The organism is Nonomuraea roseoviolacea subsp. carminata, assembly GCF_024172185.1.
Lineage (GTDB): Bacteria > Actinomycetota > Actinomycetes > Streptosporangiales > Streptosporangiaceae > Nonomuraea > Nonomuraea roseoviolacea.
Map to the genome: position 1 here is coordinate 8,187,078 of NZ_JAMZEC010000001.1, position 13,878 is coordinate 8,200,955.

Genomic DNA, 13,878 nt, shown 5'->3' on the forward strand with positions numbered 1-13,878 from the left:
GAACACCCACGTGCGTAGGATGATCCACGTCATGGTCTTGATCCGGGTTCTGGGCTCTTTCGGCGCCGAGGTCAACGGCGAGTCCGTCCCCCTGGGCGGACCGCGGCAGCGCGGCGTCCTGGCCCTGCTGGTCGCCGCCCGCGGACACGTCGTGTCGGTCGACCGGATGATCGAGGACCTCTGGCGCGGCGAGCCGCCATCCCGTGCGCTGGCCTCCCTGCAGGCGTACGTCTCCAACCTGCGCCGGCTGCTGGAGCCCGGCCGCCCGCCCCGAACCCCGGCCCGCCTCCTGGTGAGCGCCTCCCCCGGCTACGCGCTGCGGCTGCCGCCGGAGTCGGTGGACGCGTGGCGTTTCGAGGACCTGCTCGACGAGGCCCGCACGCTCACCGAGCCGCAGGCCGCCCGCGCCCGGCTGGCCGAGGCACTGGGCCTGTGGCAGGGGCCAGCGTTCGCCGAGGTCGCCGACGAGCCATGGGCCGCCGCCGAGACCGCCCGCCTGAACGAGCTGCGCCTGGTCGCCCGCGAGCTCCACGTCGCGGCGGGCCTGCGGACGGGCGACGCCGCCTCGGTGGTCCCCGAGGCCGAGCGCCTCACCCGTGACGAACCCCTGCGCGAGGAGGGCTGGCGGCTGCACGCGCTGGCACTGTGGAGCAGCGCCCGCCAGGCCGACGCCCTGGCGACGCTCCGCCGCGCCCGCGCCACCTTCGCCGACGAACTCGGTCTCGACCCCGGCCCCGACCTGGTCGCCCTGGAAGAGGCGATCCTCGCCCAGCGCGTCGACATCCTCCGCGCGGCCGTCCTCCCACCCCCGGCCGCCCGGCCCTCACAGGCCGCGCCTCCACGGGCCACACCCTCACACGCCACGCCCTCGCACGATGCGCGCCTGCTCGACGCGTCCGCGCACCGCACCGCCTCGTTCGACGCGTCCGCGCACCGCGCGGCCTCTTTCGTGGGGCGGGAGGGCGAGCTCGCCGCACTGACCTCGGCCGCCGGGGAGACCGCCGCCGATGGGGCTCGCGTCGCTCTGATCACCGGGGAAGCGGGGCTGGGCAAGTCGACGCTGCTGGAGCACCTCGGCGCGCGGTTGGAGCGCGACGGCTGGCTCGTCGCCGCCGGACGTTGTCCGGAGGTCGACGGCGCGCCGCCCGCGTGGGCGTGGGTCGAGGCGCTGCGGGCCGTCGCCGCGACCGTTCCTCCGGGGGAGTTCGCGCAGGACCTGGCGCCGCTGCTCTCCGACTCCATGCCGGTGGACGGAGACGCCGCCGCCGGGCGGTTCCGGCTGCGCCGGGCCGTGTGGGGCTGGCTCGCGGCGGCCGCCACGGAACGGCCGGTCGCCGTCGTGCTGGACGACCTGCACTGGGCGGACACGACCACGCTGGGGCTGCTCGGCGGCGTCGTCGGCGTGCGGGCCCCGATCCTGGTCGTCGCGGCGTACCGCCCGGACGAGGGCGAGCACCTCACCGACACGCTGGGTGCGCTCGCCCGCAGCGCACCGCTGCGGATCGCGCTGCCCGGGCTCGACGTCGCGGCGGTGGCCGAGCTCGTACGGGCCGAGAGCGAGGCCGACGACGCGACGGTGACGCGGATCGCCGAGCGCACCGGCGGCAACCCGTTCTACGTGCGGGAGAGCGCGCGGCTGCTGAACGGCGAGGGTGCGCTGGTCGCGATCTCCGAGGTCCCGGAGGGCGTACGGGACGTGCTGCGGCGGCGGCTGGCAAGGCTTCCCCCAAGCAGCGTGTCCGTCCTGCGGCTGGCGGCGGTGGCCGGCAGGGAGAGCTCGGTGGACGTGCTCGTGCGGGCCGCCGACTCCGACGGTGACAGCGTGCTGGACGCGCTGGACGCGGGCGTCATCGCCGGGTTGCTCGACGAGCCGGCGCCGGGGCGCGTCCGGTTCGTTCACGCGCTGGTCCGGGACACGCTGGTCGCCGACGTCAGCCGGTTGCGGGCCGCGAGGATGCACACCCGGATAGCCGCCGCCCTGGAGGGCACCGGCGACGTCGCGGCGCTCGCCCATCACCATGCGCGAGCGGGATCACCGAAAGCCGTCGGCTATTGCGTGCGGGCCGCCGAGCTGGCCGAGGCGCGCTACGCCCACGACGTGGCGGCCGCCCTCCTCACCGACGCGGTCGCCAACTCCAGCGAACCGGACGAGCGCGTCGGCCTGCTGGGCAGGCTGCTCCGGGCGCAGATCAGGGCCGGGGCCGTCGCCGCGGCCAGGGACACGCGCCGGCAGGCCGTGGAGTACGCCGAGTCGATCGGCCGCGACGACCTGATGATCGCCGCGTTCACCGCCTGGACCGAGCCCACTCCCTGGCAGGCCCGCAGGTACGGCACGGTCGACCGTCCCGTCGTCGACCGCCTCAGCCGCCTGCTCAAGCGGACCGATCTCGCCCCCGACGTGCGCTCCCGCCTCCTCGTCGCGTACGCCAACGAGCTGGTGGGGGAGGACGACCCGACGGTCATGGCGGCGGCGCGGGAAGCCCTCGACCTCGCCCCCGATCCCCGCCTCCGGGCCGCGGCGCTCCTGGTCCTCGCCGGCGACCCCGAGCGGGTGGAGTACTCCCGCGAGCTGACGGAGATCGGCGTCGAGCACGACCTGCCCGTCTACCGCGTGACCGGGCTGCTCAGCCAGGCCCTGAACGCCGCCGCGGCCAACGACCCGGTGACGATGCGCCGCGTCACCGAGGAGGCGCTCGACCTCGCCCGCGCCTACCGGATGCCGGAGGCCATCGGCGCCGTCGAGATCGCGCTGGCGACCCTGGCGCTCATCGAGGGCCGGTCCGCCGACGCCGAGCGCCTCTACGTCGAGGCCACCCAACGCATGGAACGCGCCGGATCGGTGCACGCCGGCTTCGCCGGCCTCGCGCTGGCGGTGATCTGGCTGAACGACGGCACGCTCGGCGACCACCTGGACGACGTGCGCGCTCTCCACGAGGCGCTCGGCCCGATGGTCGCCGACCTGTTCACGCTCGCCCTCCACGCCGCCGGCCGCAGCGACGAGGCACGCCGCGCCCGCACGTCACCGAGCCCGATCCGGCCTGACTTCTTCTTCCCCTTCCTGACCACCCTGCGCGCCATGGCCGCCATCGCGCTGAACGACACCGGCGCCGCCGAGGAGTGCTACGCGGCCCTGCTGCCCCATCGCGACGGTCCTCCGGCCGGCGCCACCAGCCTGTCGCTGGCGGTGCGCCCGCCCGCTCACACGCTCGGTGAGCTGGCGCTGCTGCTGGGCCGCGACGACGAGGCCGCCGCGCACTTCGCCCGGGCCGCCGCCATCGCCGACCGCTGGAACGCCCCTCACTGGTCCGCCTCGGCCCGCGCACATCTCTGACCGGACCGGCTCGGACGGAAGACTCACAAACCCTTGGCGCGCGGATATCCCGCGCGGATACCCTCCTCGCCATGATCACGTCTCCCGAGCGTCTTGAGCGCGGGCATCCGTTCCGGCAGTGGAAGACGTGGCGGCCGCCCGGCGCCCGCCTGACGCTCACCGGCTACTCACGCGCCAACGACAAGACGTTCTTCCACGTCCCCGAGCTGAAGCTGGCCCTCGACGCCGGGCTGGCCGAGGGCCGCCAGGTCGACACGGTGCTGCTGACGCACACGCACCTCGACCACTCCAAGGACCTCGACTACCTGGCGACCAGGCCCACCGGCGTGGACATCTACGTGCCCGGCGAGGCGTTGCCGTACGTGCGCGACTACCTGCGCGCCACGACCGAGCTGAACCAGGTGGCCGCCTTCGACCCGGCCCTCGCGGCCGGGGCCCGGCTGCACGGGGTGCGGCCGGGGGAGGAGTACCCGTTCGGCCGGAACGGCTCCCACACGGTGCGGATCCTCCAGACCGAGCACAAGGTGCCCAGCGTGGGCTACGGCGTCGCCGAGAACCGGCGCGCCCTGCTGCCGGAGGTCGAGGAGCTCAGGGCGAGGCTCGGCCCCGCCGAGTTCGGCCGGCTCGTCGCCGAGCGGCGCAGGCGGGGCGTCGCGGTCGACCGCCAGGTCCGGCGGCCGCTGTTCGCCTACCTCGGGGACACGCACGCCGGCGCGCTCGGGCGCGACGCCGCGCTGTTCGACTATCCGGTGGTCATCACCGAGTGCACGTATCTGGACGATTCCGAGCTGGATCGGGCGCGACGCGTCGGCCACACGGTGTGGAGCGAGCTCAGGCCGTTCGTCCTGGCCCATCCGGGCACCCTGTTCGTGCTGACCCACTTCAGCCTGCGCCACTCCGACCGTGAGGTCCTGGCCTTCTTCGAACGGGAGAACCTGCCCAACGTGCTGGTGTGGGCGCACGCCGAGAGCTACCTGCCGGAGCAGCACCAGCACTGACCCGGCGCCGCCGGATCGCCGCCGGCCGCGGGGATCGGCCCCCGTCAGGGATTGTCGGCGGTGGCGAAGTCGGGCAGTTCGGTGGACATCAGCCCGTCGGCGGCGCCGTCGAGGAGCCGGGCCATCTCGGTGGAGCGGGGGAGCATGGTCTGCTCGTAGGCGCGGACGGCTTCCCCGACGGTGTCGTGACGGGCGACGGCGAGGGCGAGGTCGCACGCGTCCAGCATGGCGAGGTTGACGCCGACGCCGAGCGGGGGCATGAGGTGGGCGGCGTCGCCGAGCAGGGTCACCGTGGGGTCGTGCTCCCAGATGTGGGGGACGGGCAGGGCGAAGATCGGCCGGTCCACGTACAGGCCGTCGTTGTCGGTGATCAGCCGGCGCAGGCGGGGCGACCACTCGCCGTAGCGCTCCAGGAGGAGGGCGCGGATGCCGTCGGTGTCCTGCGGGGTGAGGCCGCGGTCGGTGATCCAGCCGGCCGGGACGCGCTGGATGAGGTAGACGCGGATGTGGTCGCCGCCGTTGCGCTGGGCGAACAGGCCGCGCTCTCCGTCGGCCGCGGCGGCGCTGCCCTGGCCGACGAGCTCGGCGATCTCGGGATGCCGGGTCGTGACATCGTGGAACCAGGCTTCGAGGAAGCTCACGCCGGTGTGGCGGGGGGTGGCCTGGGAGACGGCGTGGCGGACCTTGGACCAGGCGCCGTCGGCGCCGACGACGAGGTCGGCCTCGAAGGTGGTGCCGTTCGTGAAGTGCAGCCGCCGTGGGCCTTCGGCGGGGCCGCTGACGGTCCGCAGGGTGTGGCCCCAGCGCACGGTGCCGGGCTGCAGCGAGGTGAGCAGCAGCTCGCGCAGCCGGCCGCGGTCGATCTCGGGTTTGAACCGCTCGTCCGGCTCGGGGACGTGGTGGAAGAGGATCGTGCCGGCCGGGTCCATCTGGCGCATCTCCTGGCCCTCGGGCCGGGCGAGCCGGAAGAACTCCTCCAGGAGGCCGGCTTCGCGCAGCGCGATCTGGCCGTTGTCGGCGTGCAGGTCGAGGGTGCCGCCCTGGTCGCGGGCGGTGGGGCCGGCGTCGCGGTCGTGGACGGTGGCGGTTACGCCGTGCTGCTGGAGGATGCGGGCGCAGGTCAGGCCGCCGGGGCCGGCTCCGATGATGGCGATGCGGGGGGCCGGGGTGGTGTTCATGGTGGTGCTCCGTTCGTTCGTGCGGCATCGCCGTACGGGAGGAGTCGCAGGGGGACGGCCGGGCAGCGCCTCGGAACCGCGGCTCAAGAAAAACACACCGACTCAATAAGTGCAACAGTACAACTTTTGAAGTCGGTTAATCGAGGGAGTAGGGTGCCGGTATGCCCAGCACCACGACCCACGCCGCGACGGGGCCCGCTCCCGCTCCGGTGGGGCGCCGCGAGCGCAAGAAGGCCGCCACCCGCCAGGCCATCGCCGACGCCGCGCTGCGCCTGTTCCTGGAGCGCGGATACGACGAGGTCGGCATCCGCGAGATCGCGGACGCCGCCGACGTGTCCACCACCACGCTGTTCAAGCACTTCCCGGTCAAGGAGGCCCTCGTCTTCGACGAGGACTCCGACCAGGAGGCCCGCCTGCTCGCCGCCGTACGCGAGCGGCCCGAGGGCCGGTCCATCCCCGCCGCGCTGCGCGAGCACGCCCTGACCACCCGGCTGGCCACCGGCGCCGCCGAGGACGGCGACTTCGCCGCTTTCGCCAACCTGGTGGCCACCACCCCCGCGCTGCGCGACTACGCCCAGAACATGTGGCTGCGCCACGCCGCCGCGCTCGCCCGGGTCATCGCCGAGGAGAGCGGCCTCGCCGCGGACGACCCCGTCTGCGCCGCCCTGGCCCACTTCGCCCTCGAAGCCCCCCGCGCGGCCTCCACCCACGACAACCCTCGCCAAGCCATCGTCCGGGCCTTCGACCTGCTGGAACACGGCTGGAGCGGCCACGCTCAGGCCGACGCGTGAGCAGGCGCCGCGCCGCGCGACGGCGCCGGGGCGGATCTCCCGGGACGGTCAGTCGCGGCGGTGGCGTGGCAGCAGCAGGCTGACCACCGCGATGGCCAGGCCGAGCCCGGCCGCGACGAGGAAGACCAGGTCGTAACCGGCGGCGAGAGCGGCGGGCGAGGAACTCCCGCCGGCCTGTGACGACGCCTCGATGCCGGCGACCGTCGCGAGCACCGCCAGGCCGACCGACCCGCCCACCTGGCTCGCGGTGTTGGCCAGACCGCCGACGATCCCCGCGTCACCCCCGGCGACGTCGGCGGTGGCCGCGGCCATGAGGGTGGGGAAGGTGAGCCCGATGCCGGTCGCGACGAGCAGTGTGGGCCCGAGCACGCCGGTGAGGTAGCCACTGCCGGCGTGGGCCTGGGCGAGCCAGCCGAAGCCGGCCAGGAGGCAGGCGCTCCCGGCCAGCACCAGGGGTCGCACGCCGGTGCGCGGCAGCAGGGGAGCGGCCCACCGCGCGACCACCAGGAACGTCACCGCCGCGGGCGTCTGCCCGAGCCCGGCCTGCAGGGCGCTGTGGCCCAGCACGTTCTGCAGGAAGAGCGACGTGAAGTACCACATCGCGATCGGAATCGCGCCGAACAGCAGCAGCATGCCGTTGCCGACGGCCACCCCGCGCAGCCGGAACAGCCGCAGGGGCATCATCGGCCGGCCGGCGAGACGCGCCTCCACCACGGTGAAGACGACGAGGAGGACCAGGGCCGCGGCCACCGGCCCGATGACCGGCGCCGACGTCCAGCCGTGATCGGCGCTCTGCATGAGCCCGTAGATCAACGCGGCCAGCCCGGCCGTCCCGGTGACCGCTCCGGCGAGGTCGAGCGATTCGCGCCGGGCGGTGCGCGCGCCGGTCAGGGCCATCATGGCCACGACGATCAGCGCCGCGCCGATCGGCACGTTGATGAGGAAGACCCACCGCCACGACAGGCCGGTGGTGATGGCGCCGCCCGCGATCGCGCCGGTCATCCCGCCCACGCCGCCGGCGGCGGACCATGCGCCGAACACCTTGGCCCGGGCGTTCGGCTCGGTGAAGGAGGTGTTGATCACGGCGAGCGTCGCCGGGGCCATCATGGCGGCTCCGACGCCCTGCGCGACGCGGGCCGCCACCAGGACCTGCGGAGCGGCCGCCAGGCCGCCGACCAGACTCGACGCGGAGAACACCAGCAGGCCGGCGACGAGCATCCGCCGCGGGCCGAACAGGTCGGCCGCGCGACCACCCAGCAGCATGAACCCGGCGAAGGTGAGCAGGTAGCCGTTCACCACCCAGGCCAGGCCGGTGGGTGTGAAGCCGAGTTCGTCGCGGATCGCGGGGAGGGCGAGATTGACGATGGACGAGTCCAGGATGACCATGAACTGGCAGGCGCACGCCAGCGCCATGATCATCCATGGCGGGACGGTGCGGGGCCCGGCCGCCTGAGGTGCGGCATCGGCGCGCGTCATGACCTTTGTCCTTGCCGGATGTCCTCGTCGGACGCCGCCGCTCACGCGGTCGGGGAGGTCGTCGCGGCCAGGGCCTCGGGGGCGTCCGGTGCGGCGGCGCGGTCGCCCTCCCGCAGCCGGATCGCCGTCCGGGCCAGCCTCCGTCCCTGGTACCTGGCCGCTTCCAGCGTCACGGCGTCCGGGCCGTCCATGGCGGGGCCGGTCATCGACGTGCCGTAGGGGTTGCCGCCCGCGGCGTAGACGGCCGGATCGGTGAACCCGGTCGGGACGATCAGCGCTCCCCAGTGGTAGAAGACGTTGGCCAGCGACAGGATCGTGGCCTCGCTGCCGCCGTGCCGGTTGTAGGCCGAGGTGAAGGCCGTCACCGGCTTGTCCGCCAGCTTCCCTTCCCGCCAGAGCCCGCCGGCCTGGTCGATGAACTGCTTGAGCTGCGCGGCCGGCCCGCCGAAGCGGGTCGGCGTACCGAACGCGAACGCGTCGGCCCACGCCAGGTCCTCGACCGACGCCTCGGTGATCGAACGGGTGGCGTCGGCATGCCGCCGCCACGAGGGGTTCTGGTCGATCGCGTCGTCGGGCGCCAGTTCGGCGACCCGCCGCAGCCGCACGTCGGCACCGGCCGAGGCGGCGCCCTCGGCGACCGCCTGCGCGAGTGCGTGAACGGTGCCTGTCGCGCTGTAGTAGATGACGGCGACCCTCACGGTCATGCCTGACTCCTCGATGCCCTAGGATTTTGGTTACGCAAATAATAGTTATTCAAATAACCAAGATGTCAAGGCGGTCCCGTCGACGGCGCGGAGCGCGATGAGTTTTGCGGGGACCGGCGGTCTGAGTGTGTGAGTGACCAACCGCTGAGCACGAGCTGACCCGACAAACGGAGGCACCACATGCGTCAGTTGATCCTGGGCTTCTACGTCTCGCTCGACGGCAAGAGCGCTGACGCGGACAACGGGATCCGGGACGTCATGATGAGCATCGACGACCCGGAGCAGGAGGAGTACTTCGTCAGCCGGCTGTGGGAGGCCGGGGCGTTCCTCATGGGCCGCACCACCTACGAGAGCATGGCCGGATACTGGCCGACCTCCGACCATCCGTCCGCCAGGGCCATGAACGAGATCCCCAAGGTCGTGTTCTCCCGCACCCTGAAATCGGCCGAGGACTGGCCCGAGACCCGGATCGCCAGGGGTGACACCGCGGAGGAGATCGCCAAGCTCAAGGCCGAGCCCGGCAAGGACCTCGTCGCCGCCGACGGCACCCGGTTCATGCACGCGCTGATCAGGCTCGGGGTGGTGGACGAGTACCGGCTGTGGGTGCTGCCCGCCGTCACCGGCAAGGGGGCGCCGCTGTTCCCCGAGCTGGACCAGGCGGTGAAGCTGCGGCTGGTGAAGAGCACGGCCTTCCCGTCGGGAGTCCTCGAACTGGTGTACACGCCAGTCCGGTAGCCGGCCCGGAGCGCCTGTCCGCCAGGTTGGCAGGATCGGAGAAGCGCAGGTCGTGTGGTCCGGCTAGCCTGAACGGCCCAGGGGAGCGTTGCCGTGACAGGGATGGAGACAGGGATGAGCGGGGCCACGAGGACGGATGCGGAGTCGGCGGACGGGCGGCCGGTGGCGCATGTCGCCGACAGTCATGACGTGATCCGCGTGCACGGCGCGCGGGAGAACAACCTGAAGGACGTCAGCATCGAGATTCCGAAGCGCCGGTTGACGGTGTTCACGGGTGTGTCGGGGTCGGGGAAGAGCTCGTTGGTGTTCGACACGATCGCGGCGGAGTCGCAGCGGTTGATCAATGAGACGTACAGCGCGTTCGTGCAGGGGTTCATGCCGGTGTTGCCGCGGCCGGACGTGGACGTGCTGGAGGGGCTGACGACGGCGATCATCGTGGACCAGCAGCGGTTGGGCTCTGATCCGCGTTCGACGGTGGGTACGGCGACGGACGCGAACGCGATGTTGCGGATTCTGTTCAGCCGGTTGGGGCGGCCGCACATCGGTTCGCCGAACGCGTTCTCGTTCAATGTGCCGTCGGTGCGGGGCACCGGTGCGGCGACGGTCGAGCGTGGTGCGGGCAGGAGCGTGCAGCAGGAGTTCGTGCTGACGGGCGGGATGTGCGCGCGGTGTGAGGGCCGGGGCCGGGTTTCGGACATCGACCTGACGCAGTTGTACGACGATGCGAAGTCGATCGCCGGTGGGGCGTTCACGATTCCGGGCTGGAAGTCCGACAGTTTCTGGACGGTGCGTGTCTACGCCGAGTCGGGTCTTCTCGATCCGGACAAGCCGATCCGGGAGTTCTCGGAGCAGGAGATGCGGGACTTCCTGTATCGGGAGCCGACGAAGGTGAAGGTGGAGGGGGTCAATCTCACGTATGAGGGGTTGATCCCGAAGATTCAGAAGTCGTTCCTGTCGAAGGACCGGGAGGCGATGCAGCCGCACATCCGGGCGTTCGTGGATCGGGCGGTGACGTTCACGGCGTGCCCGGACTGTGGCGGGACGCGGTTGAGTGAGGCGGCGCGTTCGTCGCGGATCGGCGATGTCAACATCGCCGACGCGTGTGCGATGCAGATCAGCGATCTGGCGGCCTGGGTGCGGGGGCTGGACGAGCCGTCGGTGGCGCCGCTGGTGGGGGCGTTGCTGCGGACGCTGGAGTCGTTCGTGGAGATCGGGCTGGGTTATCTGTCGCTGGAGCGGCCGTCGGGCACCCTGTCGGGCGGTGAGGCGCAGCGGGTGAAGATGATCCGGCATCTGGGGTCGTCGCTGACCGACACGACGTACGTCTTCGACGAGCCGACGGTCGGTCTGCATCCGCATGACATCCAGCGGATGAACGATCTGCTGCTGCGGTTGCGGGACAAGGGCAACACGGTGCTGGTGGTGGAGCACAAGCCGGAGATGATCGCGATCGCGGATCATGTCGTGGATCTGGGGCCGGGTGCGGGCGCGGCGGGTGGCGCGGTGTGCTTCGAGGGCGGTGTGGAGGGGTTGCGGGCCTCGGGCACCATCACGGGGCGTCATCTGGACGACCGGGCGGCGCTGAAGAAGGTGGTGCGCGAGCCGGTGGGCGCGTTGGAGATCCGTGGCGCGTCGGCCAACAACCTGCGGGGGGTGGACGTCGACATTCCGCTCGGAGTGCTCGTGGTGGTGACGGGTGTGGCGGGATCCGGCAAGAGTTCGCTGGTGCACGGGTCGATTCCGGCGGGGGCGGGGGTGGTCTCGGTCGATCAGGGGGCCATCCGTGGTTCGCGGCGCAGCAACCCGGCGACGTACACGGGGATGCTGGATCCGATCCGTAAGGCGTTCGCGAAGGCCAACGGTGTGAAGCCGGCGCTGTTCAGCGCGAATTCGGAGGGTGCCTGTCCGGGGTGCAACGGCGCGGGGGTGGTCTACACGGATCTGGCGATCATGGCGGGGGTGGCCACGACGTGCGTGGAGTGTGACGGCAGGCGGTTCCAGGCGTCGGTGCTGGAGTACCGGCTGGGTGGGCGGGACATCAGCGAGGTGCTGGCGATGCCGGTGGAGGAGGCGCGCGAGTTCTTCGGTTCGGGGGAGGCGCGCACGCCGGCCGCGCACGCGATTCTGGGCCGGCTGGTCGATGTGGGGCTCGGGTACGTGAGTCTGGGGCAGCCGCTGACCACGTTGTCGGGTGGTGAGCGGCAGCGGTTGAAGCTGGCCACGCACATGGCGGACAAGGGCGGTGTGTACGTGCTGGACGAGCCGACGACGGGTCTGCATCTGGCGGATGTGGAGCAGTTGCTGGGTCTGCTGGACCGGCTGGTGGACTCGGGGAAGTCGGTGATCGTGATCGAGCACCATCAGGCGGTGATGGCGCATGCCGACTGGATCATCGATCTGGGGCCGGGGGCCGGTCATGACGGTGGCCGGGTGGTCTTCGAGGGGACTCCGGCGGATCTGGTGGCGGCTCGTTCGACGCTGACGGGTGAGCATCTGGCGGCGTACGTCGGCGCCTGAGGCGGCGGGGAGGGCACCGGCGCAGGTGGCGGGGTGTTCTGTCGGTGGGCGTTGCTAGGGTCGGTGCATGACCCCGGAAGAGCTCGCCAACCTCGCTCACCTGCGCCGGGCGCGGGATCTGATCGATCGTGAGTACGCCAGGCCGTTGGACGTGCCGGCGATGGCCCGTCATGCGTTGATGTCGCCGGCGCATTTCGCGCGGCGTTTTCGGGCGGCTTACGGTGAGACGCCGTACAGCTATCTGATGACGCGCCGGATCGAGCGGGCGATGGCGTTGCTGCGCGCGGGGACGAGTGTGACCGACGCGTGCATGGCGGTGGGTTGTACGTCGCTGGGGTCGTTCAGTTCGCGTTTCACCGAGTTGGTGGGGGAGACGCCGAGTGCCTACCGTCGCCGTGAGCACAGTGCGGTGGCGGCGATGCCGGCGTGTGTGGCGAAGGTGCGGACGCGGCCGACACGCAGGCGGGTGAGCAGGATCGAAGAAGCGGGCAGGGCGGCGGCGGCCTAACGTGGGTGGCATGACCATCTCACTGAGGTACTTCCACATCACGGTCAACGACGTGGACGAGTCGCTCGGTTTCTACCGTGACGCGCTCGGTCTGGAGGTGCGTAACGACGTCGCTTCGGGCGGGTTCCGGTGGGTGACCCTGGGCAGTCCGGATCAGCGCGGCCCGGAGTACGTGCTGTCGGAGCCGCACGCCGGTCGGCCGCAGGGCGACGGTGACGCGCTGCAGGAGCTGCTGGTGAAGGGCGTCCTGCCGATGATCGTTTTCGGTACGGACGATCTCGACGCGACGTTCGAGCGGGTGCGGGCGTCGGGGGCGGAGGTGTTGCAGGAGCCCATCGACCAGCCGTGGGGGCCGCGCGACTGCGCGTTCCGTGACCCGTCGGGCAACATGGTGCGTTTCCAGCAGGAGGCCAAGGCGTAGGGGTGGGTCGTCCGGGCGCCGCCCTGCCGGGCCGCGGGTGGGGCGGGTCGGGTGTGCATATGCCGGCGATATGCGGGGCTGTCTAGGCTGCGGGTATGCGGGTGCCGGTCGCAGTGGTCATGAGGAGTCGCCCGAGGTCCAGTGCCCGGCTGAAGCTGACTCTCAGTTACGCGGGGTTCCTGCTTCTGGCCGGTGTTGTGCTGCTGGCGGTGGTGTGGCTGTACATGGTGCGGTACGCGCCCCAGGTGATCAGCACTCCTGAGGGGACGCTGGCGCACTCGGTGCGTCTGCGTTTCGCTCCCGCGGTGGCGGCGGCGCTGGCCTTCCTTCTGGGGTTCGGGCTGGTGGGGGGATGGTTCCTCGCGGGGCGGATGCTCGCGCCGCTCACCCGGATCGCGGACGCGGCGCGGATGGCGGCGAACGGATCGCTGTCGCACCGGATCCGGTTGGAGGGGCGTTCGGACGAGTTCGGGGAGCTCGCCGACGTGTTCGACACCATGCTGGAACGGCTGGAGTCGCACGTGGCGGAGCAGCAGCGTTTCGCGGCGAACGCCTCGCACGAGTTGCGTACGCCGTTGGCGATCTCGCAGGCGTTGCTGGAGGTCGCGCGTGACGATGTCACGGCCGGCCGGGCGGAGCTCATCGAGCGGCTGCGCGTGGTCAACGCGCGGGCGATCGACCTCACCGAGGCGTTGCTGCTGCTCAGTCGCGCCGATCGGGGGAGTTTCGCGCGGGAGAGCGTCGATCTGTCCCTCGTGACCGAGGAGGCCGCCGAGACGCTGCTTCCGCTCGCCGAGCAGCGGGGGATCACGCTTGAGGTGACCGGCGAGAAGGCGCAGGTGCTGGGGTCGGCGGCGCTGTTGCTGCGGATGGTGACCAATCTGGTGCAGAACGCGATCGTGCACAACGTGCCGGTCGGCGGCGTCGTCCGGGTGCACACGCGCCGGCAGTACGGGGTGTGTGTGGTGTGGGTGGAGAACACCGGTCCGGTGCTTGCGCCGGCGCTGTTGCCGACTCTCACGGAGCCTTTCCAGCGGGGGACGACGCGTATCCGTGGTGATGGGCATGCCGGTGTCGGTCTCGGGCTGGCCATCGTGGCCAGCATCGTCCGGGCGCACAGCGGAGCCCTGGATCTCACGGCTCGTCCGGCCGGCGGTCTGCTGGTCACGGTTCGGCTGCCAGGTGCGCCGCGAAAGCCATAAGCAACTTATATAAGTTG

Annotated in this window: 11 protein-coding genes; 8 read left to right on the forward strand and 3 right to left on the reverse strand. The window is 71.8% G+C overall.

The genetic code is table 11. The annotated features are described in order from the left end of the window. Window positions 1-31: 31 nt before the first annotated feature. Window positions 32-3,331: an ATP-binding protein gene (locus HD595_RS37970; protein WP_253777804.1), complete on the forward strand. Its 3,300-nt coding sequence runs from the start codon at window positions 32-34 to the stop codon at window positions 3,329-3,331. Window positions 3,332-3,402: 71 nt separating this feature from the next. After that, a complete protein-coding gene (locus tag HD595_RS37975) occupies window positions 3,403-4,329 on the forward strand; it encodes an MBL fold metallo-hydrolase (protein ID WP_253777806.1) in 927 nt (308 codons plus the stop codon). Between the two features lie 44 nt (window positions 4,330-4,373). On the opposite strand, the gene HD595_RS37980 is transcribed toward HD595_RS37975, so the two are convergent. After that, entirely contained in the window at window positions 4,374-5,507 is a 1,134-nt protein-coding gene (locus HD595_RS37980) for an FAD-dependent oxidoreductase (RefSeq protein WP_253777808.1), read from the reverse strand. Window positions 5,508-5,668: 161 nt separating this feature from the next. Between HD595_RS37980 and HD595_RS37985 the strand changes: the two genes are divergently transcribed. Then, window positions 5,669-6,298 (forward strand): TetR/AcrR family transcriptional regulator, encoded by a 630-nt coding sequence (locus HD595_RS37985; protein ID WP_253777810.1) that lies wholly within the window; start codon window positions 5,669-5,671, stop codon window positions 6,296-6,298. Window positions 6,299-6,346: 48 nt separating this feature from the next. Here the strand turns inward: HD595_RS37985 and HD595_RS37990 are convergent, their stop codons facing one another. Beyond that, a complete protein-coding gene (locus tag HD595_RS37990) occupies window positions 6,347-7,774 on the reverse strand; it encodes an MFS transporter (protein WP_253777811.1) in 1,428 nt (475 codons plus the stop codon). A gap of 41 nt (window positions 7,775-7,815) precedes the next feature. Further along, the gene (gene wrbA / locus HD595_RS37995; protein WP_253777813.1) at window positions 7,816-8,478 is read right to left on the reverse strand and encodes an NAD(P)H:quinone oxidoreductase; all 663 of its coding nucleotides are present in this window, start codon (window positions 8,476-8,478) and stop codon (window positions 7,816-7,818) included. 180 nt (window positions 8,479-8,658) lie between these two features. Here wrbA and HD595_RS38000 point away from each other — a divergent pair, with 180 nt between their 5' ends. The 5 genes from HD595_RS38000 to HD595_RS38020 all read left to right on the forward strand — a co-directional run bounded on the left by HD595_RS38000 (window position 8,659) and on the right by HD595_RS38020 (window position 13,861). Next, window positions 8,659-9,213, forward strand: coding sequence for a dihydrofolate reductase family protein (locus HD595_RS38000; protein WP_253777815.1), 555 nt, complete (start codon window positions 8,659-8,661; stop codon window positions 9,211-9,213). A 114-nt stretch (window positions 9,214-9,327) separates the two neighbouring features. Then, entirely contained in the window at window positions 9,328-11,730 is a 2,403-nt protein-coding gene (locus tag HD595_RS38005) for an ATP-binding cassette domain-containing protein (RefSeq protein WP_253777816.1), read from the forward strand. A 67-nt stretch (window positions 11,731-11,797) separates the two neighbouring features. After that, a complete protein-coding gene (locus tag HD595_RS38010; RefSeq protein ID WP_253777818.1) occupies window positions 11,798-12,238 on the forward strand; it encodes a helix-turn-helix transcriptional regulator in 441 nt (146 codons plus the stop codon). Window positions 12,239-12,248: 10 nt separating this feature from the next. Beyond that, complete coding sequence (locus HD595_RS38015) at window positions 12,249-12,659, forward strand: VOC family protein (RefSeq protein WP_253777820.1); 411 nt, start codon at window positions 12,249-12,251, stop codon at window positions 12,657-12,659. A 95-nt stretch (window positions 12,660-12,754) separates the two neighbouring features. Further along, entirely contained in the window at window positions 12,755-13,861 is a 1,107-nt protein-coding gene (locus HD595_RS38020) for a sensor histidine kinase (RefSeq protein ID WP_301309706.1), read from the forward strand. Window positions 13,862-13,878: the final 17 nt, after the last annotated feature.

Bases quoted from the DNA above. Each gene is read 5' to 3' on its own strand.
- HD595_RS37990 (WP_253777811.1), bottom strand. From the start codon at position 7,774: ATGACGCGCGCCGATGCCGCACCTCAGGCGGCCGGGCCCCGCACCGTC.
- HD595_RS38000 (WP_253777815.1), top strand. From the start codon at position 8,659: ATGCGTCAGTTGATCCTGGGCTTCTACGTCTCGCTCGACGGCAAGAGC.
- HD595_RS38020 (WP_301309706.1), top strand. From the start codon at position 12,755: ATGCGGGTGCCGGTCGCAGTGGTCATGAGGAGTCGCCCGAGGTCCAGT.
- HD595_RS37970 (WP_253777804.1), top strand. From the start codon at position 32: ATGGTCTTGATCCGGGTTCTGGGCTCTTTCGGCGCCGAGGTCAACGGC.
- HD595_RS38015 (WP_253777820.1), top strand. From the start codon at position 12,249: ATGACCATCTCACTGAGGTACTTCCACATCACGGTCAACGACGTGGAC.
- HD595_RS38010 (WP_253777818.1), top strand. From the start codon at position 11,798: ATGACCCCGGAAGAGCTCGCCAACCTCGCTCACCTGCGCCGGGCGCGG.
- HD595_RS38005 (WP_253777816.1), top strand. From the start codon at position 9,328: ATGAGCGGGGCCACGAGGACGGATGCGGAGTCGGCGGACGGGCGGCCG.
- HD595_RS37980 (WP_253777808.1), bottom strand. From the start codon at position 5,507: ATGAACACCACCCCGGCCCCCCGCATCGCCATCATCGGAGCCGGCCCC.
- wrbA (WP_253777813.1), bottom strand. From the start codon at position 8,478: ATGACCGTGAGGGTCGCCGTCATCTACTACAGCGCGACAGGCACCGTT.
- HD595_RS37975 (WP_253777806.1), top strand. From the start codon at position 3,403: ATGATCACGTCTCCCGAGCGTCTTGAGCGCGGGCATCCGTTCCGGCAG.
- HD595_RS37985 (WP_253777810.1), top strand. From the start codon at position 5,669: ATGCCCAGCACCACGACCCACGCCGCGACGGGGCCCGCTCCCGCTCCG.